This window comes from Kitasatospora sp. NPDC002965, from assembly GCF_040611255.1.
GTDB lineage: Bacteria > Actinomycetota > Actinomycetes > Streptomycetales > Streptomycetaceae > Kitasatospora.
Map to the genome: position 1 here is coordinate 36,147 of NZ_JBEXNT010000012.1, position 22,695 is coordinate 58,841.

General features: G+C 73.3%; 13 protein-coding genes. 4 read left to right on the forward strand and 9 right to left on the reverse strand.

Annotation, left to right across the window (positions count from 1 at the left end; translation table 11 throughout):
• Positions 1-251 precede the first annotated feature (251 nt).
• Together ABZY91_RS07860 and ABZY91_RS07865 are read right to left on the reverse strand one after the other, a co-directional pair.
• A complete protein-coding gene (locus tag ABZY91_RS07860) occupies positions 252-524 on the reverse strand; it encodes a hypothetical protein (RefSeq protein ID WP_355400633.1) in 273 nt (90 codons plus the stop codon).
• 174 nt (positions 525-698) lie between these two features.
• Positions 699-965 carry a UBP-type zinc finger domain-containing protein gene (locus ABZY91_RS07865; RefSeq protein WP_329952365.1) on the reverse strand — a complete coding sequence of 89 codons (267 nt, stop codon included), beginning with the start codon at positions 963-965 and terminating at the stop codon, positions 699-701.
• Between the two features lie 205 nt (positions 966-1,170).
• On the opposite strand from ABZY91_RS07865, the gene ABZY91_RS07870 reads away from it, so the two are divergent.
• Positions 1,171-3,753, forward strand: coding sequence for a lysylphosphatidylglycerol synthase domain-containing protein (locus tag ABZY91_RS07870; protein ID WP_355400635.1), 2,583 nt, complete (start codon positions 1,171-1,173; stop codon positions 3,751-3,753).
• Between the two features lie 86 nt (positions 3,754-3,839).
• Here ABZY91_RS07870 and ABZY91_RS07875 read toward each other — a convergent pair whose 3' ends face one another.
• The gene (locus ABZY91_RS07875; protein ID WP_329885660.1) at positions 3,840-4,031 is read right to left on the reverse strand and encodes a hypothetical protein; all 192 of its coding nucleotides are present in this window, start codon (positions 4,029-4,031) and stop codon (positions 3,840-3,842) included.
• 210 nt (positions 4,032-4,241) lie between these two features.
• Between ABZY91_RS07875 and ABZY91_RS07880 the strand changes: the two genes are divergently transcribed.
• The 3 genes from ABZY91_RS07880 to ABZY91_RS07890 all read left to right on the forward strand — a co-directional run bounded on the left by ABZY91_RS07880 (position 4,242) and on the right by ABZY91_RS07890 (position 6,148).
• Complete coding sequence (locus ABZY91_RS07880) at positions 4,242-4,784, forward strand: carboxymuconolactone decarboxylase family protein (protein ID WP_355400637.1); 543 nt, start codon at positions 4,242-4,244, stop codon at positions 4,782-4,784.
• Positions 4,785-4,922: 138 nt separating this feature from the next.
• The gene (locus tag ABZY91_RS07885) at positions 4,923-5,567 is read left to right on the forward strand and encodes a methyltransferase (protein ID WP_329885662.1); all 645 of its coding nucleotides are present in this window, start codon (positions 4,923-4,925) and stop codon (positions 5,565-5,567) included.
• Positions 5,564-6,148, forward strand: a complete 585-nt coding sequence (locus ABZY91_RS07890; RefSeq protein ID WP_329885663.1) for a TrmH family RNA methyltransferase — start codon at positions 5,564-5,566, stop codon at positions 6,146-6,148. The genes ABZY91_RS07885 and ABZY91_RS07890 overlap by 4 nt, the downstream gene beginning before the upstream one ends.
• A gap of 87 nt (positions 6,149-6,235) precedes the next feature.
• On the opposite strand, the gene ABZY91_RS07895 is transcribed toward ABZY91_RS07890, so the two are convergent.
• The 6 genes from ABZY91_RS07895 to ABZY91_RS07920 all read right to left on the reverse strand — a co-directional run bounded on the left by ABZY91_RS07895 (position 6,236) and on the right by ABZY91_RS07920 (position 22,632).
• Entirely contained in the window at positions 6,236-7,294 is a 1,059-nt protein-coding gene (locus ABZY91_RS07895; RefSeq protein ID WP_355400640.1) for an NADP-dependent oxidoreductase, read from the reverse strand.
• Positions 7,291-9,105, reverse strand: coding sequence for an NAD(P)/FAD-dependent oxidoreductase (locus ABZY91_RS07900; protein WP_355400642.1), 1,815 nt, complete (start codon positions 9,103-9,105; stop codon positions 7,291-7,293). Before ABZY91_RS07900 ends, ABZY91_RS07895 begins: the two co-directional genes overlap by 4 nt.
• A 63-nt stretch (positions 9,106-9,168) precedes the next feature.
• Positions 9,169-10,359 (reverse strand): cytochrome P450, encoded by a 1,191-nt coding sequence (locus ABZY91_RS07905; RefSeq protein ID WP_355400644.1) that lies wholly within the window; start codon positions 10,357-10,359, stop codon positions 9,169-9,171.
• A 154-nt stretch (positions 10,360-10,513) separates the two neighbouring features.
• Positions 10,514-20,284 (reverse strand): amino acid adenylation domain-containing protein, encoded by a 9,771-nt coding sequence (locus tag ABZY91_RS07910; RefSeq protein ID WP_355400646.1) that lies wholly within the window; start codon positions 20,282-20,284, stop codon positions 10,514-10,516.
• Positions 20,285-20,553: 269 nt separating this feature from the next.
• Entirely contained in the window at positions 20,554-21,432 is an 879-nt protein-coding gene (locus ABZY91_RS07915) for a sterol desaturase family protein (protein ID WP_355400648.1), read from the reverse strand.
• Positions 21,433-21,621: 189 nt separating this feature from the next.
• Positions 21,622-22,632: an AsnC family transcriptional regulator gene (locus tag ABZY91_RS07920; protein ID WP_355400650.1), complete on the reverse strand. Its 1,011-nt coding sequence runs from the start codon at positions 22,630-22,632 to the stop codon at positions 21,622-21,624.
• Positions 22,633-22,695: the final 63 nt, after the last annotated feature.

Below are 22,695 nucleotides of genomic sequence, written 5' to 3' on the forward strand. Positions count from 1 at the left end.
GCCCTGCCGGTGATCGGCACGAACGTATCGCAGACCACCGACACCGGCCGTCGCGACCGGGGCGTCGACGGCTCCGGCCTCGCCGACGCTTCGGTCGCTTACTCCGAACGGACGGCGGCGGGGCGGGAGCCGTCGTGCGGCTCCCGCCCCGGTGGAGGACGGAACGGCCGACGAACCGACGCGCGGTCGGCATCCGGCCGGCCCGTGACCGGCGCGCGGCCGAACGCGATCAGTGCGCGATCAGAGCCCGATCAGTGCGCCGAGTGCTTCTCGGCCCCGCGGTGCCGGTGGCCCTTGAGCTCGGCGTGCTGCGCGGGTGCGGACTGCACGGACCCCGTCCGGATGTCCCGGCCGCCGTGCCGGAAGGCCGCGTCACCTCCGTACGCGCCGCCGGCTCCCGCCGCGGCGCCGGTGCGCGGGCTCGGTGGGGACGTCATCGGGGTCGTCGCCATGCCCCGGCGTTCCAGCAGCTCCTGGGTTCCCCTGCGGAGCTTGTCGGTGCTGCCCGGTGTTCGCTTGGTCATCGTCGGCCTCCCATCGGCGGTGGCCGGCCGGGTGTCGGCCGGAGGGACCGCACGGGCGTTATGTCCCGATTATGGCCGAGTTACACCTGGGAGTCCGTTCCGGTGTCCGGGCGGGGAACCGTCGGCACCGACCCCCGGCGGCGGACCCTGCACCGCACACCCCGCACCACCGCCTCAGCCCATCACCTCGTGGACGTAGCACCAACGCCAGTCCTCACCCGGCTCGTACGAGCGGATCACCGGGTGGGAGCTGTTGTGGAAGTGCGAGGTGGCGTGGCGCTGCGGCGAGAAGTCGCAGCAGCCGATGTGGCCGCAGTCCAGGCAGACCCGCAGATGCACCCAGTCCCGACGGCCCTCGGCGAGACAGTCGGAGCAGCCGTCCGCGGGCGGGAGGGGCGCGATGTCCCGGGGTGCGGCGGCGAGGTCTTCGCAGGCACTCATGGACGCAGAGTAGTGACGACCGCCCCGGACCGCGCCCCGAGACACGCTGCACTCCGCACCCGCCCCGCCGCGGACCGCCCCGGACACGGACACGGACCGCCGGCCGGTCCGCCACCCACCCGGCCCCGCCTCCCGCACCGGACCACGCCCGGCACCCCCGCCCGGCGGCCGACCCCGGCGTGGGAGCATGCCAACCGTGGTGGACGTGACGGGGAGAACGAACAGCGACACCGGTGGCACCCCCACCGCCGAGGGGCCCGACCAGGCGCCGACGAGCAGCGCCGGGGCCCCGCCCGACCTTCCGGGCATCGCGGGCACCGGCCGGGTCCGGCAGCCCGTGGCGCTGATCCGTCTGCTCGTCGGCCTGGGCGCGATCACCCTCACCCTCCTGCTCGCCGACTACGCCCGCGCGACCACCGGCGGCATCGCCGCCGACGTCGCCCAGGCCGCCGAGCTGGTACCGCCCCCGCTCGCCGGCATCGCCGCCGGACTCACCACCGCCGCCCTCCTGCTGGTCCCCGCCTACTCGGCGACCCGGCGGCTGCTCGGCGCGGTGCCCGACCGCCGGCACGTCCTCCAGCACCTCGCCGACGGTCTGCTGGCCGCCGTCCTCGCGTACGGCGTCTCGCTCGTCATCGATCTCTGGATCGACGGCCCCGCCCCGTTCTCCCTGGTCTCCGCGCTGACCCAGCCCCTGCCCGGCGACGCCCTCGCCCGCACCGAACCGGTGTACGGCTACCTCGCTCCCGTCCTCGCCTTCCTCACCGCGTCCGGAGCCCGCGAACGACGGGTGCCCCGAGCCGTCCTCACCCTCTCCGGACTCGCCGGGCTCGCCGGCGGCTTCGCCACCCCGACCGCCCTGCTGCTCGGACTGCTGATCGGCTGGACGGCCGCCCACGGCACCCGCTACGCCGTCGGCACCCCTGACCCCCGGCCCCGGCCGGCGCAGCTCCTGCACACCCTGCGCGAGGCGGGCCTGCGCCCGGTCGCCGCCGTCCCGGCCGGCCCCGACCGCTACCTCGTCCACCAGGAGGCCGGCCGCCCCGACCTCGACGTCCAGGTGCTCGACCGGCAGGCGGTCACCGCCGCCCTGGTGCAACGGGCCTGGCGCCGGCTGCGCCTGCGCACCGCCCCGCACCCGCGGGCGCTGCGCTCGCTCCGCACCGGCCTGGAACACGAGGCACTGGTCTCGTACGCGGCCGTCGCCGCCGGGGTCCGCACCTGCCGGATCGCCGCCACCGCCGAACTCGGCCGGGACACCGCACTCGTCGCGTACGAGCGCCTGCCCGGCCGCACCCTCGACCTGCTCGCCGACGACGAGGTCACCGACGCGCTGCTCGTCGACGCCTGGCGCCAGCTCGCCCTGCTCCAGCGGCGCGAGATCTCCCACCGGGCGCTGGTCCCGTCCGCGCTGCTGGTCGACGGGGCCGGCTCGGTGCACCTGGTGGACTTCGCGGACGGCGACATCGCGGCGAGCGACCTCGTCCTGCGCTGTGACATCGCCCAGCTGCTCACCACCCTCGCGCTGCGCACCGGCGCCGAACGCTCGGTCCGGGCCGCGGTCGCGGTACTCGGCCCGGACGCGGTCGGCGCGGCCCTCCCGCTGCTGCAACCGATCGCCCTGTCCCGCAGCACCCGGCACGCCCTCAAACAGTCCTCCGCCCTCGCCAACTGCACACCGGCCCCGGCGGCCGTCCCGCCCCAGCGCCCCGCGCCGGACACAGCGGGCACGCCCGGCGCGCCCGACACGGACGGCGCTCCCGCCGCGGCGACGCCTCCCGACCTGCTCGACGCCATCCGCACCGAGGTGCTCCGCACCCGGCCGCAGGCACCGGTCCGCCCGGTCAGGCTGGAGCGGCTGCGTCCCCGCACCCTCCTCGCGGTCGGCGGCGGCGTGGTGGCCGGCTGGCTGCTGCTGCCCCAGTTCTTCGCCACCGAACAGAACCCGATCGCCGCCGTCGTCGATGCCGATCCGCTCTGGCTCGTCCTCGCCCTGCTCGCCGCGGCCGCCAGCCACGTCATGTCGGCGATGGGGTTCGTCGGCTTCGTCCCGGAGCGGCTGGACTTCCGCAACGCGGTGCTCGCCCAGGTCGCCGGCTCGTTCGTGAAGCTGGTCTCCCCCGGTGGGGTGGGCGGCGTCGCCCTGAACATCCGCTTCCTCCAACGGGCCGGCATCCCGACCCCCCAGGCGGTGTCCAGCGTCGGCGTGGGCCAGCTCCTCGGCCTGGTGCTGCACCTGCTGCAGCTGGGCGCCTTCGTCTACCTGCTGGGGCTGGAACCCGGCGGCTCCGAGCTGGACGCCCTGCCCGCCGTGGTCGGCGGCCTCGTCGGGGCGGCCGTGCTGCTGGCCGTGGTGTCCACCGTGCCGCCGGCCCGGCGGTGGCTGGCCGCCAGGCTGCGTCCGCTGACCGCCGAGGTCCTGCCCCGGCTGCTGGAGCTGCTCCGCAACCCGGGGCGGCTGGCGGTCGGGATCACCGGCCAGCTGCTGGTCTCGATCTCGCTGGTCGCCTGCCTGTACTGCTGTGCCCGGGCGGTCGGGCGGGAGCCGGCCTTCGCCTCGGTCGCGGTGGTGTTCCTGATCGGCAACGCGGCCGGCAGCGCGGCGCCGACCCCGGGCGGGGCCGGCGTCGTGGACAGTGCGCTGGTGGCGCTGCTGGAGCACACCGCGTCGATGGAGGAGGGCGGGGCACTGGCCGCCGTCGCGCTCTACCGGCTGCTCACCCTCGTCCTGCCGGTGCTGCCCGGCTGGGCCGCGTTCACCTGGCTGCAGCGCCGCCGGGCCCTGTAGCACCGACCGCCGGGTGCGGCCGTCCCTGACCTCCGACCGGCGTCGGCCCGGCTTCGGGGCGCCCCGGCGCGCGCTCCGGCGAGCGCCTACTCCCGGTACTCGTCCTCGTCGAGCTGTACCACCCGGCTCTGCTCGGCGACGTCCGCGACGTCGGTGGCCGGGTCCGCGCCGAGTGCCCGGCGCTCCGCGAGCTCGTCGTACTCGTCCTCCTCCACCTCTTCGTCCGGCTCCACGGCCTCGGCGACCTCGTCCAGGTAGTCCTCGTGGTTCTGCGGCATGACGTCCGTCCTCGCTGCTCGGAGGCTCCCTCGGGTCCGGTGGGGGTACTGGAAGTATCCGCCGCCGGGCGCCCGGGCGCGACGCGCCGCCCGCCGACCGGCGTACGTCCACGGCCGCTGCGGGCCCGCCCGGCTGTGGCGGATTGACCCACGAAAGAGACCTGTGAATGCACCATGAACGGGGTTCACTCGCTCCCTAGGCTCATCGCCATGACGACGAACACGACCACGAACGCCGCGCAGACCCGGACCCGGCCCCAGGACCAGGACCAGGACCGGATCCGGCCTCGGGCCCACGAGGAGCACCCGCCTGCCGGCCGCCTCGACTACGCCCGCACCGTCCCCAAGGTCTTCCGCGCGATGATCGCCCTGGACGCCGCCGCCCGGGAGGGCCTCGACCCGGCCCTGGTCGAGCTGGTCCAGGTCCGCTCCTCCCAGCTCAACGGCTGCGCCTACTGCCTCGACATGCACATCAGGGACGCCCGCAAGGCCGGTGAGAGCGACGAGCGGATCTACCTGCTCCCGGTCTGGCGCGAGGCCCCGGAGGGTGTCTACAGCGACCGCGAGCGGGCCGCCCTGGCGCTGGCCGAGGAGATCACCCACATCGGCGGCGGCGTCTCCGACGCGGTGTACGGGCGGGCCGCCGCACTGTTCGAGGAGAGGGAACTCGCCCAGCTCATCTCGCTCTGCTTCACGATCAACGCCTGGAACCGGATCAACGTGGCCACCCGCAAGGCCCCGGGTACCCGGTAGCCGCCGGCCGCGCCACCGGCGCCCCCGCCCTCGGGGAGAACGGGTCACAGGCCGCCGGGGGTACGATCGGTGCCGTACCAGCAGGGCTTACCCACACCTCCCGGTGGCCCCGAGGCCCATACGAACGACGGGGAAATCATGTCCGGCTCGCACTACTTCACCGGTGCACCCGAGGTCGCCAGCGAACGCCGCCCGATCACGGTCACCCTGCCGGACCTCACCCTGGAACTGACCACCGACGCGGGCGTCTTCTCCCGCACTCGGCTGGACCCGGGCACCCGGATCCTGCTGGAGCACGCGCCCCCGCCCCGGGTGCGCGGCCCGATCCTGGACATCGGCTGCGGCTACGGCCCGATCGCCCTGACCTGGGCCAGCCGGCGCAAACGGCTGCCGGTCTGGGCGGTCGACGTCAACACCCGCGCGCTGGAGCTGGTCCGGTTGAACGCCGAGGCGCTGCGGCTGGGCAACGTGCAGGCCGCACTGCCCGAGGAGGTCCCCGCCGACCAGCGGTTCGCGGCGATCTACTCCAACCCGCCGATCCGGATCGGCAAGACCGCGCTGCGCAGCCTGCTGGAGCAGTGGATCGGCCGGCTGACCCCGGACGGCTCGGCGTTCCTGGTGGTCCAGAAGCACCTGGGCTCGGACTCTCTGCAGCAGTGGCTGAACGACCAGGGCTACCCGACCACCCGCGTCACGTCGGTGAACGGGTTCCGGATTCTTGAAGCGCGGCCCCGCCCGACGGCGGGCGAGGGCCCCGAGAGTGGACGAGGTACGACGTCGTGAAGCAGCTCCGCGGGACCGAACTGAAGCGGCTGCACCGCCAGTGGCGGCGTGGCAACGAGTTCCGGCTCGCGATGATCCTCGAAAACCTGCAGTCGCCGTTCAACGTCGGCTCGATCGTGCGGACCGCCTCCGCGATGGGTGCGGAGAAGCTGTACCTCACCGGCGACACCCCGTCGGTGCGGTCGGCGGGTGCGCAGAAGGCCGCGATGGGTACCGACAAGTACCTGAAGGTCGAGTACTTCCCGACGATCGCCGAGGCCGTGGCCGCGGCGAAGGGCGACGGCTTCAAGGTCGTCGGGCTGGAGCTGGCGGACGAGGCGGTGCCGATGTTCGCCGCCGAGCTGACCCCGGCGGTCGCCTTCGTGCTGGGCCACGAGGACCGCGGTGTGACGGCGGACGCGCTGGCGCTCTGCGACCAGGTGGTGTTCGTGCCGCAGCTGGGCCGGGTCGGCTCGCTGAACGTCTCCGCCGCCGCGACGGTCGCCTGCTACGAGGCGCGCCGCCAGGGGTACGCGATCACCGGAGCCCCGGACGGCTCCGACGCGGGCGGTCCCGACGAGGGCGACCTCGGCGACGACTGACCGCCCCGACCGACCCGCCGCCGGCGGGGCACGACGACCGGCCCGCCGCCGGCGGGAGGGGGCGCCCCCTCCCGCCGGCGGCGTGCGTCAGACCTCGACGAGCACCTTGCCCCGGTTGCCCTCCCGGTCCAGGTAGAGGCTCCGGTACGCCTTCGGGATCTCGTCGAACCCCTTGTGCACGGTCTGGTGGTAACGGATCTCCCCGTCCCGGACCAGCCCGCCCAGTTCCTGGTGCATCTGCGCCAACAGCGGCTCGGTGAACCACTCCTGGGCGAAGATCCCGCGGATCGTGGTGCGCGGGAACATGATGTACGGCAGCAGCCGGGGTCCGGTGAGATCTCCGTTCACCGTGGTCGCCCACTGCCAGCACACGGCCACCTGGCTGTCCACGTTGAGCATGGTGAACACCGCGTCGGTGACCGTGCCGCCCAGGTTGTCGAAGTACCGGTCGACCCCGTCGGGCGCGGCGAGCGACAGCGCCTGACGGACCTTCTCGGCGTCGTCGGTCTGGTCGTAGAGGACCACCTCGTCGAAGCCCAGCCCCCGCAGGTACTCGGCCTTGCCCGGCGAGGCGGTGGTGCCGACCACCCGGCCGGCCCCGGACCGCTTGGCCAACTGGCCGACCAGGGTGCCGATCGAGCCGGACGCGCCGCTGATCACCACGGTGTCGCCGGGCCGCACCGCCATGAACCGGGTGAGCGTGCCCCACGCCGTCATCCCCGGCGCGCCCATGATGCCGAGGGCGGTGGAGACCGGCAGCCGCTCGTCGTACCAGGCCGGGTCGAGCCGCCGGTAGGCCGGGAAGACCATCGGGAAGGTCCCGGTCTTCCACAGCTCCTCGGCACCGTTGTGCACGACGTGGCTGCGCCAGCCGCCGAACCCCTGCACGAGGTCGCCGACCCGGAACGCCGCCTCCGGCCCGGCCTCGATCACCTCCATGATCGAGTCGGCGCCCATGTGGTGGCCGATCGGTGTCTCCAGAGCGAGCCCGTTCTGGTACGGGTCGACCGAGACGTACCGCGTCCGGAAGAGCATCTCGTCCGGCCGGAGGTCGATCTCGACGTCCTCGACGACCTTCCGGTAGATCCGGTTGACGTCGGGCACCCCGTCCAGGTGTTCCCGGACCACCCACTTCTCGATCCTCATGCGAGGGCTCCTGTCTCCATGTTCTCGGTGTCCTTCGCGGCGTCACGCTTACCCGGGGTCCCGCCGGTCCCGCCCGTCCCGCCGGTCTCCCCGCCCTCGCCGCCCCCGTCGGCCGGCCCGGCCTGCCGCGGCGGCCCGCCGACCGGGATGACCCGGTGCGTCGGCAGGGGCGCGCTCAGATCGACCTCGGCCGCGAACTCCAGACCGTCGTCCCGGCAGATGAACTGCACGACGTGGCGGCCGGCGGCGGCCGCCCGGATCAGGCCGCCGATGGTCGCCCAGACCCCGGAGAGGTAGAAGCCCGACAGCCCGGGCAGCACCGGACCGCTCTTCTTGATCTCCGCCTCGACCGTCTCGGCGCCCTCCACGAACGGGTTCCACCCCGGGAAGGTGCCGTCGTAGACGCCCGTGTAGCGGACCTGGGTCAGCGGGGTCGACACGTCGGCGACGGCCACCGCGTCCTTGAAGCCGGGGAAGCGCTCGTCCAGGAAACCGGCGATGCCGTTGCGGACCCGCCGCTTGGCCGCCATGTACTCCCGGCCGTGCTTGACCGGCAGCGTGTGCAGTTCCTCGCCGCGCCGGACCCGGGACGACTGCTCCGGCCCCTCGTGCAGCGCCCGCCACGGGGCGATGTCCGAGAAGTACGTCGCGAACACCACCGTCGACTCGGCCGGCGCCAGCTCCGGGTAGTGCCGGGTGCGGAACTGCACGTTCATCGAGCGGCAGCGGATCCCGGTCAGCTCCCGCGCCTGCTCCTCCGTCAGCAGGTACGTGGTGCAGGGATCCCCCTGCGGGAAGGGCCGGCGCAGCCCCAGGAAGAGGGAGACGTAGCCGGGCGACAGCTGGCCGGGCTCGTCGATCAGGGAGGTGTACAGCCGCCGGTAGGTGTCGTTGAGGTACCGGCCCTTGAGCAGCTTCATCACCGTGGTGTGGCCGTCCGCGGCGGAGACCACGATGTCGGCGCGGAACTCCCGGCCGTCACTGAGCCGTACTCCGACCGCGCGGTCCTGCTCGACCAGGATCTCCTCGACCTTGGCGTTGTAGGTGATCTCGCCGCCCAGCTTGCGGTACCGCTCCTCGATCGACCGGGCCAGCCCGAGCGAACCGCCCTCGGGCACCCCTGCGGCCTGGTTGGCGTGCGAGGCCAGCTGGAAGTAGAACGGCAGCACCGGGAAGGCCGGGTGCTTCTCGTAGAGGATGAAGTTGAACGCCTCGCGCAGCAGCGGGTCGCGGAACCGCAGCGCGAAGTCCGTCATCAGCACCGTGATCGACTTGCGGATGGTGTTGAAGTACGGGACGAACGAGGCCAGCATCCGCCAGCGCTCCAGCCTGCCCATCAGCCCGACGGGCTTGAGGAACGGGTAGACCGCGAGTGCCTTGCGGAAGGTCCGGATGCCGGCGCAGAACTCCCGGATCGGCGCGGCGTCGGCCGGGGAGAGGTCGAGCAGGTGCGCCTCCAGCCGGTCCGGGTCGGAGTAGAAGTGGACCGCCCGGCCGTCCCTGCCCCGGACGATGTTGAACACGTCGAAGTGGCGCATCTCCTTGCCCTGGAGCGCCCCCAGTTCGAGCCAGATCTGGTACATCTCGTTGCCCGGTCCGTTGCCGAGCAGCCAGCTGATGCACCAGTCGAAGGTGAAGTCGCTGCGGTCCCATCCGGTGCACGAGCCACCGGGGATCTCGTGCATCTCGAAGACCTGCGTCCGGTAGCCGTTCATCCGGGCGTAGCACCCGGTGGAGAGGCCGCCGAGGCCGCCGCCGACGATGATCATCGTCTCCCGTCGGCGCTTGGCGTCCGGTTCCCGTGTCGTCATTCCAGCCTTCCTCGTCCGTACCGTTGGGTGCGTTGCCGTTGCGTTGCCGTTGTCGGAGGGTGCTCACCACGCGATCGGGAGCGCCTGCAGGCCGTTCACCATCGCGTCCTCCTTCCAGCGCAGTTCGCGCTCGGGGACGGCCGGCCGCAGACCGGGCAGCCGGGCCAGCACCCGCTCGATCGCCACCTGGAGCTCCAGCCGGGCCAGATGGGCGCCGATGCAGTAGTGCACGCCGTGGCCGAAGCCGATGTGCGGGTTGCCCGGGCGGTCCAGGACGAGGCGCTCCGGCTCCTCGAACACCTCCGGGTCGCGGTTGGCGGCGGCGGTGGCGATCATCACGGCCTCGCCGGCCCGGACGGTCACCCCGCCCAGCTCGACGTCGGCGGTGGCGTACCGGGGCAGGCTGAAGCCGGTGAGCAGCGGCACGTACCGCATCAGCTCCTCGACGGCCCTGGGGATCAGCTCGGGCTGCTCCCGCAGGCGCCGCATCTCCTTGGGGTTCACGAGCAGTTGGTAGAAGAAGTTGCCGATCTGGTTGGTGGTGGAGACGAAGCCCGCGATCAGCAGGTCGCAGGCGATCGAGAGCAGTTCGTCCTCACCGATCAGCCGCTGCTCGCGGCAGGCCCGGACCAGCACGGTGAGCAGGTCGTCGCCCGGCTCCCGGCCGCGCAGCTCCAGCACGCCCGCCATGTAGTCGATGAACGCCTGGCCCTCGACCGCGAGCACCTCGCCGGGGGTGACGGCGGAGAGCACCGTCTCGGCCCAGCTCCAGAGCATCCGGTGGTCCTTGGCCGGGATGCCGAGCACCTCGCAGATGATGGTGGTCGGCATCGGGATGGCGAAGTCCTCGACCAGGTCGGCGGGGTGACCGGCGGCGATCATGCCGTCGATCAGCTCGTCCGCCAGCTCCCGGGCCCGCGCCCGCAGCCGCTCGACCCGGCGGGCGCTGAACTCCCGGGCCACCAGGGAACGGAGCCTGGTGTGGTCGGGCGGCTCGGTGGAGAACAGGCCGGCGCCGGTACGGGCGACCGGGCGCATCCGGGGCTGGTCCCGGCCCATCGCGGCGGCGAGGCTGAACCGCGGGTCGGCGAGCACCGTCCGGACGTCCTCGTAGCGGGTGGCCAGCCAGGCGCCGTCGCCGTACGGCATCCGGATCCGGACCAGCGGCTTGTCGCGCAACTCCGCGTACGTGGGGTCGAGTTCGAGGCCGGTCGGCTCGAAGGGGTAGGACAGCGGCTGGTGCTGCCTGAGCATGAGGGGGTCCGCCTCTCGTGCGGGGGTAGCGGGGGTAGCGGGGGTAGCGGGGGTAGCGGGGGTAGCGGGGGTAGCGGGGGCGCCGGGGACAGTGGGAGCGCCGGGAGTGGTGCTGCCGCGCGGCCGGCCAGGGGCAGGCAGGGCGGTACCGGTCTCAGGACACATGGACGTCGACTCCGGTGAGGATCGACCGGGCGAGCCCGGCGTTGTGGGCGATGAACTCGCGGTCGAGCATCTCGGCGTGGGTGCCGAAGCCCTTGAAGACCGCGGTCCGGGTGGCCGAACTCCCGTGCCAGGCACCGTGCCGGCCGGCCTCGTAGAGGGACACCTTCTCGTCGTCGGAGATCACGCTGAGCGCGGCCGCGACCACCCCGAGGTTCGGGGTGCGGCTGCAGAACCTCAGGTAGTCCCGGGCCTGTTCGCGGGTCTCCTGGGCGACCACGTCCGAACCGGTGTGCCGCCGGAGGTGCTCGGCCAGCTCGCGCTCGAAGGCCTGGACGTGCTCGTCGGCGAGGTCGAAGGACTCCGGGATCCGGTGCGAGTCCATGATCACCACGTTGGGCACCGCCCGGCCGCGCCGCTCCAGCTCCTTGGCCACCTCGAAGGCGAGATTGCCGCCGAGCGAGTAGCCGAGCAGGGCGCACGGCCCGTCCGGCTGGAGGGACTCGACCAGGTCCGCGTACCGGTCGACCTTGTCGTCCCCGGTCACGTAGTTGAACGCGACCATCCGGTACTCCGGCAGGTGGGCCGCGAACTGGCGGTAGACCAGTCCGTGGCCGCCGGCGGGCGGGAAGCAGAACAGCGTCTGCTGCTGCTCCCGGTTGAACCAGAGGTACGGCTGGGCGCCCTCGATCCGGCCGGTGATGATGGCCTCGACGGTCTTCGCCATCCCGTGCAGGGTGGTGACCTTGAAAAGCTGGCTGACCGGGATGCTGATGTTGAACTCGGCCTGCAGGCCGTGGATCAGCTCGATCAGCCGGATCGAGGACCCCCCGGACTCGAAGAAGTCGTGCTGCAACCCGGGCTCCTCGACGCCCAGCAGGGTCCGCCAGTGCTCGGCCATCCGGACCTCGTAGAGGGTGACCGGCGGCTCGACGGCCCGGTCCGCCGCATCCGCCCGGGGCGCCGGCAGCGCGGCGACGTCCACCTTGCCGTTGGCGGTGAGCGGCAGCGTGCACAGCTCGGTGAAGTGGGTCGGGATCATGAAGGTCGGCAGGTAGCCGGCCAGGTGGCGGCGGAGTTCGCGGCGGTCGAGCGTCCGCCCGGGCGCCGGCACGCAGTACGCGCAGAGCACGTGCTCGCCGCCGCGGTCGGGCCGGACGGTGACCACCGCCCGCTCCAGCTCCGGCCACTCGGCGAGCTGGGTCTCGATCTCCCCCAGCTCGATCCGGTGGCCGCGCACCTTGATCTGCGAGTCGGCCCGGCCGAGCAGGTGCACCCCGCCGTCCGCGTCCCAGCGGGCGAGGTCCCCCGTGCGGTAGAGCCGGACCGGCTCGGTGCCGTCCGCACCGCCGAGCGGGAGGACGGCGAACCGCCGGGCGGTCTGCTCCTCGTCGCCGACGTAGCCGAGCGCCACCCCGGAGCCGCCGATCCACAACTCCCCGGTGACGCCGGGCGGGACGGGCCGCCCGTGATCGTCGAGGAGGTAGAAGGCGCTGTTCGGGAACGGCCGCCCGATCGGGACCATCCGGCTCGGTTCGAAGCCGTCCGTCGGTCCCTCGAAGTAGGCACTGTCGATGGTGGCCTCGGTGAGGCCGTAGGAGTTGACCAGCCTGGTCTCCGGACCGCAGAGGGCCCGCAGCCGCTCGTACTCCTCGACCTTCCAGACGTCCGAGCCGACCACCAGCAGTCGCATGAACCCCAGGTCCAGGCCCGTCCGTTCGCAGTGGCCGACGACCGTGCGGACCACCGCGGGGACGAACTCGGCGGCGTCCACCCGCTCGGCGCGCATCACCGCGTGGAGCCGGGCCGTGTTGAACAGCAGCTCCCGGCCGACCAGCACCAGGGCGCCGCCCGAGCAGAGCGCGCGGACCACGTCCCCGGTGAAGACGTCGAAGGAGGGGCCGGCCATCTGGAGGTGGACCCTGACCTCGGTGTCCAGCCGGTACTCGGCCCGCCACGCCTGGTAGGCCGAGGCCAGGTTGCCGTGGCCGACGCGGACGGCCTTGGGCCTGCCGGTGGAGCCGGAGGTGTAGATCACGTACGCCGGATCGTCGGGGCCCACCGCCGCGTCGGTGAACTCACCCGGCTCACGGTCCTGCTCCTCGTCCAGCTCGCCGGTGGTGACCAGACGGGCGGGCAGCCGACCGAGCCGCTCCCGGTCGTCGCCGACCAGCAGCCCGGCGCCCGCCCGCCCCACCATGTCCGCCAGCCGGTCCGCCGGGTGACCCGGGTCGAGCGGCAGGTAGGCGGCCCCGGTGCGGAGCACCGCGAGCATGGCGACGATCAGCTCCGGCGACTTCTCCAGGCAGAGCGCCACCACCGTGCCGGGCCCGGCGCCCAGCGCCCGCAGCCGGGCCGCGGCCCGCCGGGAGCGCTCGGCCAGCTCGCCGTAGCTCAGCCGCACGGTCGGGCCGGACTCGGCGGGCGCCGCCACCGCGAGCGCCGCCGGATCGGCCGCCGCCGCACGCAGGATCAGCTCGTGCACCGGCTCCTCGTGGGCCACCTGCCGGTCCGCACCGCTCCACCCCCGGAGCACCAGGGCGCGCTCCTCGCGGCCGAGCAGCTCCAGCCCGGTGGCCGCCCGCCCGGGGCCGGCCTCGGTCAGCCCCTCCAGGAGGTTCACGTAGTGGCCGGACAGCCGGGCCATCGTCTCCGGGAGGAAGAGGTCGGTGTTGTACTTGAAGACGCAGTGGAAGCGGTGCTCCGCCTCGTCCTCGTAGGCGGACAGAGTCAGGTCGAACTGCCCCTCCTCCTCGGGGAGTTCGATGTACTCCAGGCGATAGCCGTACTTCTCGGTGGCCACCTTGTGGTGGAGCAGGATGAACATCGCCTGGAAGACGGCGGAGCGGCTCGGGTCGTGCTGCAGCCCGAGCTTCTCCACCAGCAGCACGAACGGGTACTCCTGGTGGTCCAGCCCGCCGAGCACGGTGGTCCGCACCCGGTCCAGCAGTTCCGCCACGGTCGGTTCACCGGCCAGCGAGACGTGCAGCGGCAGCGGGTTGACGAAGTAGCCGTAGACGCCGGCGAACTCCTCGTCGGTGCGGCCGGTCACCGGGCTGCCGACGATGATGTCGTCCTGGCCCGCATAGGCGTGCAGCAGCAGGTAGTAGGCGCTGAGCAGCACCATGAAGACCGTGACGTTGTGCTCGCGGGCCAGCGCGTGCACCCGGGCGCTGAGCGCCTCGTCGAGGACGAAGAACTCGGAGGCGCCGTTGTGGGTCTGGACCGCCGGGCGGGGCTTGTCCGTGGGCAGGCTGAGGATCGGCACCTCGGCCGGCAGGTGGGAGCGCCAGTAGTCGAGCATCTTCGGCGCCTCGCGGCCCGCCAGGAAGGCGTTCTGCCGGTTGAGGAAGTCCAGGTACCGCGCGGTGACCGGCGGCAGCTCGGGCGCCCGGCCCTGCCGCAGCCCCTCGTAGACGGCGAGCAGTTCCTCGATGAAGGTGAAGGTGGAGATCGCGTCCGAGATGATGTGGTGGACGGCCTTCATGATCACCCAGCGGTCCGGGCCGCGCCGGAAGAGCCGGAACCGCACCAGCGGATCGCGTTCCAGGTCGTACGGCCTGCGGTACTCGCGGACGATCAGCGCGTGGATCTCGTCCCAATCCAGGTGCTCGACGTCGAAGACCCCGAAGTCCGGCTCCACCGCGGCCGAGATCCGCTGCACGGCCCGGCCGCCGTCCAGCACGAAGTTGGCCCGCAGGCCGGGGTGGCGCTCGACCATGGTCCGGAAGGCCACCGCCATCAGCTCGGGCTCCAGCTCCACCCGGACCTCGACCGCCCCGCCGATGTTGTAGGCGAAGCCGTCCGGGTTGAGCTGCTTGAGGAACCACAGCGCCTTCTGGTTCTGGGTGAGCGGGTACGCCGTCTCGTCCTCGTGGCGCTCGACCGCGACCGAGCCGACGCCGACCGGGTCCTCGTCCAGCAGTTCGGCCAGCGACTCGTGCAGCCGGGCGACCAGTTCGCCCACCGGTGCGTTGCTCAGCAGCGCCACCACCGGGAGGGTCGTGCCGAGTTCGGTGTTGAGCCGGGCCCGCAGCTCCATCGCGAGCAGCGAGTCCAGACCGAGGCCGCCGAGGCCGGCGCCGGGGTCGATCTGCTCGACGGGCGCGCGGAGCACGGTGGCGGCCAGGTGGACGAACCGCTCGCCGAGCAACACCAGCCGCTCGGCCTCGCCGGCGGCCCGCAGGGTGTCCAGGAGGCCCGCCCGCCCGGTCACCGGCGCGGCCTCCCGGGCGCTCGCGGCCAGGTCCGCGACCAGCGGCGGCGGGGCCGGGTACCAGGAGAGGAAGACCGGCCAGTCGACCACGGTGGCGACCAGCAGCTGGGCCCGGTCCTGCCCGAGCACCCGCTCCAGCACGGCCATCCCGGTCTCCGGGGCCAGCGAGCTCATGCCGCGGCTGTTCCGGTAGTGGTCGATCAGGCCGAGCTCCTCGATCATGCCGGTGGCCCAGGGGCCCCAGTCGAGGCTCATCGCGGGCAGGCCGAGGGACCGGCGGTGGTGGGCCAGGGCGTCCAGGAAGGCGTTCCCGGCCGCGTAGTTGGTCTGACCGGCGGTGGTCAGCAGCGAGGCGATGGAGGCGAAGAGCACGAAGTGGTCGAGTGGTTCGCCGGCCAGCCGGCGGTGCAGGGCGAAGGCGCCCAGCACCTTGGGGGCGTGGACGGCGTCGAAGGTCCCGCGGTCCAGCTCGCCCACCAGGGTGTCCCGGACCTGCCCGGCGAGGTGGAAGACACCGCGGATCGGCGGCCGGTCCAGCCGGTGGTACTCCGCGAGCCAGTCGGCCAGCGCGGACTCGTCGGTGATGTCCAGCGGTGCCGGGACGGGCTCCGCGCCGAGCGCCTCCAGCTCGCGCAGGAAGGCCGCGCGCCGGCCGTCCGAGCTCGCCGGGTCGAGGTCGCGCCACAGCTCGCGCGGCGGCAGCGGGCTGCGGCCGACCAGGATCAGCCGTCGGGCGCCGCGCCGGACCAGGGTGCGGCAGAGCAGCCGGCCGAGCGCGCCGAACGCACCGGTCACCAGGTACGCGGCGTCCGGTCGGAGGCAGGGCGGAAGCGGACGGCTGAGCCCCTCGCTCGGGCGGAGCCGGCTGGTCAGCCGTCGGCCCGGACGGAGCGCGATCTCGTCCTCGTCCGCGAGCGCGAACTCGCGCAGCAGCGCGGCCGCCTCGGCGTCGACGGCGGTGACGGTTGTGGTGGCGGTGGCGGTTGTGGTGGCGGCCGGACGGGTACCGGGGCCGGAGCCCGGACCGGCGCCCGGACCGGCGCCCGGACCGGCGCCCGACCCGGTGATCGGACCGGTGATCGGACCGAGGTCGACCAGCTTGCCCGGGTGCCCGGGCAGCTCCTGGTGGCGAAGCACCCGGCCGATCCCCCAGGCAGGCGCACCGAGCGGTTCGACCGGCTCACCGGGGGCGGTGGCCTGCGCGGACCGGGTGACGATGTGCAGCCGGGTGTGCGGGAGTTCCGTAGCCAGCAGCGCGGCGAGCGTGACCAGGCTGTACGCGCCGGCACCGGTGTGACCGGCCACCGCGTCGTGGTCGGCGGCGGCCAGCTCCGGCCGGTCGAGGTTCCAGAGGTGGACGACGGCCGCCGGGTCGGGCGCGCCTGCGGCCCGCCGGTCGGCCAGAAGTCGGGCGAGGTCGGCGGCGGAGCCCGGCTCGACGGTGGCCGGCCGGCCGTCGGCCGAGGGCCGGTAGCCGGTGGCCGGGAGAACCAGCTGGCAGCTGCCGCCGCGCGCGGCGATCTGCCGGGCCAGCGCCTCGGCGACGCCCTGACCGTCGGCGAACAGCAGCCAGTCGTCCGGGTGTTCGGCCAGGAGGTCGGGGGCCCCGGCAGCCTCCGGCAGCTCGATCCAGGCCGGTTCGACGAGCCAGCCGTCAATGGTGGCCAGGCCGACGGCGGTGGCCGCCTGTTCAATGTCGGCGGCCCGGAACCCGGTGACCCCGCCGAGCGGCGCGCCGTGCTCGTCGTGCACGGCGATGTCACCGACCAGCTCGAAGCCGGCGTCCCGGGTGACGGTCGCGTGCACCCAGAGCGGGCGGTCACCGACCGCCTCCAGCCGGACCTCCTCGATGGCGACCGGCAGCCGGATCCCGCTCCCGGCATCGGTGCCCGCCACCAGCAGCTGGGGGGTCAGCAGGGTCTGGAAGAAGGCGTCCATCACCACCGGGTGCACCTGGTGGTCCGCGCCCTGCCCGGCGACCGCCGTCGTCGGCCGGACCCGGGCCAGCGCCTCGCCGGGACCGATCCAGACCTCGTCGATGCCCTGGAACGCCGGGCCGTAGTGGTAGCCGAGCCCGGCCAGCGCCGCGTAGCAGTCGGCCCCGGAGAGATGGCGGACGGCCCGTCCGCGGATCGCCGCGACGTCCAGCGGTCGCCCCGGTCGGCGCCGCTGGCCGGGACGGACGGTCCCGACGGCGTGCACGGTGCGCTCGGGGCCGCCCCCGCCCGGGGCGCCGTCCTCTCCGCCCGCGGCGACGCCTCCGGCTCCCGCGCCGCCGGTCGCGATGGTGAAGCCCCCGTGCTCGGCGGAGAGGGTGAGCCGGACGGCCCGGCTCTCGTCGTCCGGGAGGAACAGCGCCTTGCGCAGCTCGATGCCGGCCAGCGCGGCGTCCGTGCCGCCGGTCAGCGCGCGGACCGCCTGGACGGCCATCTCCAGGTAGCCGGCGGCGGGGAAGAGCACCTCGCCCTGGATCCGGTGGTCCTCCAGGTAGGGCAGCGCCTCGGCGTCCAGCCTGGCCTCCCAGGCCGGTTCGGCGCCGGCCAGCCGGCGGCCGAGCAGCGGGTGGTCCAGCCGGCCCTGCCTGACCGCCTCAACCGACCGGGGCTCGACCCAGTGCCGGTCCCGTCGGAACGGGTAGCGCGGCAGGGGAACCGTCCGGCCGACGGGCTGGAGCACCGACCAGTCGACCTCGACACCGAGGTTGTGCAGGGCGGCCAGCGAGGCCGTGAAGGTCGCCTGCTCGTCCTCCTGGCGGCGGATCGAGGGCAGCGTGCGGACCTCGGGACGGTCGGCGCCCCCGGGGCGGGCCTCCACGGTCTCCTGGATCGAGCGGCCGAGCACCGGGTGCGGGCCGATCTCCAGGAAGAGGGCGTACCCGTCGTCGGCCAGCCGCTCGACCGCCTGCTGGAAGCGGACGCTGTCGCGGACGTTCTGCCACCAGTAGGCGGCGTCCAGCTCGGTGCCCCGCGCGGTGCCCTCACGTCCGGTGAGGTAGAGCGGCACCTGGGCCGGGCGGGGCTTGAGGTCGGCGAGCGACTCCAGCAGCTCGTCCTTGATGAGCTCCATCCGGGCGCTGTGGTAGGGCACTTCGACCGTCAGCGGGCGCACGAAGACCTGTTCGGCGGTGAGTGCGGAGGCCAGTTCGGCCAGCGCCGTCTCGTCACCGGCGAGGGTGAGCGACGTGGGGCTGTTGATCGCGGCCACCGAGACCGCGTCACCGTACGGGCGGAGCCGGCGGACCGCCTCGGCCTCGGTGAGTGCGACGGCCAGCATGCCGCCCGTCCCGGCCAGCTTCTGCTGGAGCCGGCTGCGGTGGACCACCACCTTGACCGCGTCCGCCAGGTCGTAGACGCCGGCCTCGTGGAAGGCGGCGACCTCACCGGTCGAGTGACCGACGACGGCGTCCGGCCGGACGCCGCGACTGCGCCAGAGCGCGGCCAGACCGACCTGGACCGCGAAGTTGGCGGGCTGGGCGAGCCAGGTCTCGGCCATCCGGGAGTGCGCCTCGTCGGCGGCCAGCTCGTCGGTCAGGGACCAGCCGGTGAGTTCGGCGAGGTGCTCGGCGCAGCGCTCGACGGCCTCCCGGTAGACGGGTTCGGTGGCGAAGAGCCGACGGCCCATCGCCCACCACTGCGGGCCCATGCCGGTGAAGACCCAGGCCAGCCTCCGGTGCCGGGTCTCGCGTCGGTGGCCGGTGAGCACCCGGGGGTGGGGCTCGCCCCGCAGGTAGGCGCTGAACGCCTCGTCCAGCGAGGCGCGGGCGGTGTGGCCCCGGGAGTCGTAGACCACGGAGAGCCGGGCGTCGTGGTGCTGGCGGCGGTGGGCCAGGGTGTGGCCGAGGTCGACCGGGCGGGCCGCGGTCCCGCCGCGGACGCCGGCCAGCTCGGCCTGCACGCCGGCGGCCAGCTCGGGCAGCGCGGCGGCCTCCCGGGCGGTGAGCGGCAGGACGGTCCAGACGGGCTGCCCGTCCGGCCCGGGCTGCGCGACCGGCACCGGCTGCGGGGAGGACTGCGGGAAGGACTGCGGGGACGACTGCTCCGGCGCCGGATGCTCCGGGGACGGCTCCCGCGACGACGGGAACGACGGCTGCGGGGCGGCCTCCAGCAGGACGTGCGCGTTGGTACCGCCGAACCCGAAGGAGTTGACCCCGGCGCGGGCCGGCCCCTCGTGCGCCGGCCAGGGAGTCGGCTCGGTGGGGATCTCGTACGGCAGGGTGGCCGGGTCGATCGCCGGGTTGAGCTGTTCCAGATTGATGTGCGGCGGGATCAGCCGGTGCTTGAGCGCCAGCGCGGACTTGATCAGCCCGGCCAGTCCGGACGCCGACTCGGTGTGCCCGATGTTGGTCTTCACCGAGCCGACGTAGCAGCGGTCGCCGGGGCGGCGGCCGACCGCCAGCGCCCTGGCCAGCGCGTTCGCCTCGATCGGGTCGCCGACCGGGGTGGACGTGCCGTGCGCCTCGACGTACTGCAGGCCGCCGGGGACGATCCCGGCCTCGGCGCAGACCCGCTCGATCAGCGCGACCTGCGCGTCCGGGTTGGGCACGGTGATGCCGTTGGTGCGGCCGTCCTGGTTGACGCCGCTGCCGATGATGACGGCGTGGACCGGGTCGCCGTCGCGGACCGCGTCGGAGAGCCGCTTGAGCGCGACCACCGCGACGCCCTCGGCCCGGACGTAGCCGTCGGCCGCCGCGTCGAAGGTGCGGGAGCGGCCCTGCGGGGAGAGGAACCCGCCCTTGGTCTCGGCGATCGTGTACTGCGGCGCGATGTGCAGCAGGGTGCCGCCGGCCAGGGCGAGATCGGTCTCGCCGCGCAGCAGGCTCTGTGCGGCGAGGTGGACGGCGACCAGGGAGGAGGAGCAGGCGGTGTCGAGGGAGACGCTGGGGCCGCGGAAGTCGAAGCAGTGCGAGATCCGGTTCGACACCATCGTCATCATGGTGCCGGTGGCGGTGTGTGCGGCCAGGGTCTCGAAGGAGAGGTCCGAGAACTGGACGATCTTGTAGTCCAGCGTGAACGCGCCCACGTAGACGCCGACCTCACGGCCCGCCAGCTCGGCGGGCTTCTGCCCGCCGTCCTCCAGCGCCTCCCAGGCCACCTCCAGCAGCTTCCGCTGCTGCGGGTCCATGTGGTCGGCCTCACGGCCGCTGATGCCGAAGAAGGCCGGGTCGAACTCGTCGAAACCGTCGATGTAGCCGCCTCGGCCGCCGACCAACCGGCCCGGCTTGGCCTTGTCCCGGCTGCCCAGGGTCGCCACGTCGTACCGGCTGCGCGGGGTCGGCGTGATGCAGTCCTTGCCCTCCACCAGGTTCTGCCAGAACGACCGGTGGTCGCAGGCACCGCCGGGCAGGCGGCAGCCGATCCCGATGATCGCGATCTTCTCCCGGTCCTCGCCGGCCGGGGAAGGGGCGGCCCGCGTGTGAGCAGCGGTACCGGCAGTGCCGGCGGGGTCGACGGGCGCGGAGAGGTCGGAAAGGTCAGAGAGGTCAGAGTGGTCGGAGAGGTCGGCTGAATCAGGAGAGTCGGGGGATGCGGCGAAGCATGAATCCGTCATGGTCGAGTCCTTGAGTCGCTGCGTTCGCGCGCGGCACGAGTGTGGGAGAGCCGCACGGGCATGGGAACAGCGGCCGTGGCCCGGCTCCGGGCAGGCCGGGAGACGGGCCGGCCGAGAGGGACGGGCCGGAGGAGAGCCGGGATTGAGCGCGGACGGTCGGACGGGAACGGAGGGCCGGCCGGCCGAACCCCCGGGCCCCGGACCGACCGGACCTGCCGGCGCGACCCGGGCGGTCAGGTCGACTCGGTCGCCCCGGCGAGTCGGACGGGTCAGGTCGATCCGGTCGGGGAGTCGTCGGCACGCACCGGCCGACGCCAGGCTTGGAGGTGACTGGCGATCACTTCCCCGGTGGCGGGGAAGTCGGCCGGGTTCTGCAGCCCCACCTCGACCGGCCGCCGGCCGGGCCGCCAGGTGAAGCTACCGAAGGCGTGGTCCCAGACGGAGAGGTCGGAGCCGTAGTGGCCGGCCTCCGCCAGGTCGACGCTGTGGTGCAGCCGGTGTTGTTCGGGCCCGGCGAGGACGTGGTTGAGCAGACCGATCCGGACGTCGATGTTGGCGTGCACGAAGTAGCCCTGGGCGACCACGAACAGGCCCACGACGAACACCGTCTCCGCCGAGAACCCGGCCAGCGCCAGCGACACCTGGACCGCGCCCTGGGTGAGCACCACGTCCAGCAGGTGGTTGACGCCGTTGTTGGCGACGTTCACCTTGTCGGGCACGTGGTGCACGCCGTGCAGCCGCCAGAGCCGGGGGTTGGTGTGACACCACCGGTGGACGAGGTAGTTGGCCAGCGAGCCGAGCAGCATCGCCACCGGGATCTCGACCCAGAGCGGCAGGGCCGGATGCGGCGGCGCCAACCAGCCGACGAGCGTCGTCACGGGCACCTGGGACAGGGCTCCGCCGATCATCGTCAGCACGAAGTAGATGCCGTACCAGCCCCACTCGCGCACACTGGGGGTCCATTCCGGTTCGTACGGAATCAACCATTCCAGAAGCGTCAGATAGGCAATGGTTCCGACCAGGAAGAGCTGACTCGCCCGGCCGAGATCCCAGCGCAGGCGCAGGGCCGCGACCGCTATCGCCACGAGGGCGACCAGCAGGGACGGGTAGGCGACATGGCGCAGCGCGGCCCGGAGCTGCCCTCCCATGACGACCCCCTTTCGCAGTCCACCGTCGAACGCTCACCGAAAGTGTTCGTTCAGATACTAAGGGCGCCCAGAAGTCGATGCGAGGGATTTTAGAAAAGAATCACATGGCGTTCAATTTGTCTGATGATAAGCAAACAAACTATCCGCCAGAAAGGGTGAAGAATCGGCCAAGCGACCCTGATCAATCGATTAGCGAATCATCACTCCGGAGCGCTTCACACTCCGGACCACCGGCGCCGTCTCCAGCGCCACCACCCCCTCCAGACCGCCCAGCCGACCGGTCAGGTAGGCGTAGAACGCCTCCACGTCCCGGCAGACCAGCCCGGCCACGAGGTTCGCGGGGCCGGTCGTCGCGGCCACGAACCCCACCTCCGGATGCTCCGCCATCGCGTGCCCGACCGCGGCGAGCTTCCCCGGCGCCACGGTCAGCCAGCAGAACGCCTCGACCTCGAAGCCGAGCAGCCGGGTCTCCACGTCCACGTCGAAGAAGAGCAGCCCCGACCCGGTCAGGGCGGCCAGCCGGCGCCGCACCGTCGCCTCCGAACCCCCGGTCCGGGCCGCCAGCCCGGCCAGCGGCGCCCGCCCGTCGACCGCGAGCGCCGCCAGCAGCGCGCGGTCCAGCTCGTCCGGCACCACCGGCACCACCGGTACCACCGGCACCGCGGCCGCCACGGTCGCCTCCGCCTCCGTCGGCTGCGCCTGGCCCGCACGCAGCCGACGCACCTGGTCCGCGTCCAGTGCCGAGGTCCGCCCGCTCCACGCGACCGTCCCCCCGACGAACGTCCGCAGCAGGTAGTGCGCACTGACGCCGAGCACCCGTGGCGTCCGGGGAAGCTTCCCCAGCAGGAGCTCCTCCCGGTCCGGCCGGACCTGCGAGCGGGTGTTGCAGACGATCTCGCCGCCCGACAGCAGGCTGACCCAGGACGTGTCCGGCCGACGGGCCAGCGCCTCGGCGAGCGCCGACGCCGCGTCCGGGACGCACCGGATCCGGGTGAGCCAGTCGACCTCGCCGAGCCGCCGGGCGTCGGTCCGCCCGACCACCCGCACCACCCCGGCGGTCCGCAGCCGTTGGTAGCGGCGCGCGACCGTCTGGTCGGAGACCCCGAGCACCTCGGCGACCCGCCGGAACGGCACCCGGCCGTCCACCTGCAGGGCGTGCAGCAACGCCCGGTCCAGCTCGTCCAGCGTCACGGTTTCCATCACCGGGACGGTAGTGGATGTCGAGATCCGCCGGAACGACCCCACCGGGCGGCGCGGACGGCG

Coding starts and splice junctions, on each gene's coding strand:
- ABZY91_RS07885 (WP_329885662.1), top strand. CDS start 4,923: ATGTCCGGCTCGCACTACTTCACCGGTGCACCCGAGGTCGCCAGCGAA.
- ABZY91_RS07920 (WP_355400650.1), bottom strand. CDS start 22,632: ATGGAAACCGTGACGCTGGACGAGCTGGACCGGGCGTTGCTGCACGCC.
- ABZY91_RS07865 (WP_329952365.1), bottom strand. CDS start 965: ATGAGTGCCTGCGAAGACCTCGCCGCCGCACCCCGGGACATCGCGCCC.
- ABZY91_RS07860 (WP_355400633.1), bottom strand. CDS start 524: ATGACCAAGCGAACACCGGGCAGCACCGACAAGCTCCGCAGGGGAACC.
- ABZY91_RS07910 (WP_355400646.1), bottom strand. CDS start 20,284: ATGACGGATTCATGCTTCGCCGCATCCCCCGACTCTCCTGATTCAGCC.
- ABZY91_RS07895 (WP_355400640.1), bottom strand. CDS start 7,294: ATGAGGATCGAGAAGTGGGTGGTCCGGGAACACCTGGACGGGGTGCCC.
- ABZY91_RS07875 (WP_329885660.1), bottom strand. CDS start 4,031: ATGCCGCAGAACCACGAGGACTACCTGGACGAGGTCGCCGAGGCCGTG.
- ABZY91_RS07880 (WP_355400637.1), top strand. CDS start 4,242: ATGACGACGAACACGACCACGAACGCCGCGCAGACCCGGACCCGGCCC.
- ABZY91_RS07900 (WP_355400642.1), bottom strand. CDS start 9,105: ATGACGACACGGGAACCGGACGCCAAGCGCCGACGGGAGACGATGATC.
- ABZY91_RS07915 (WP_355400648.1), bottom strand. CDS start 21,432: ATGGGAGGGCAGCTCCGGGCCGCGCTGCGCCATGTCGCCTACCCGTCC.
- ABZY91_RS07905 (WP_355400644.1), bottom strand. CDS start 10,359: ATGCTCAGGCAGCACCAGCCGCTGTCCTACCCCTTCGAGCCGACCGGC.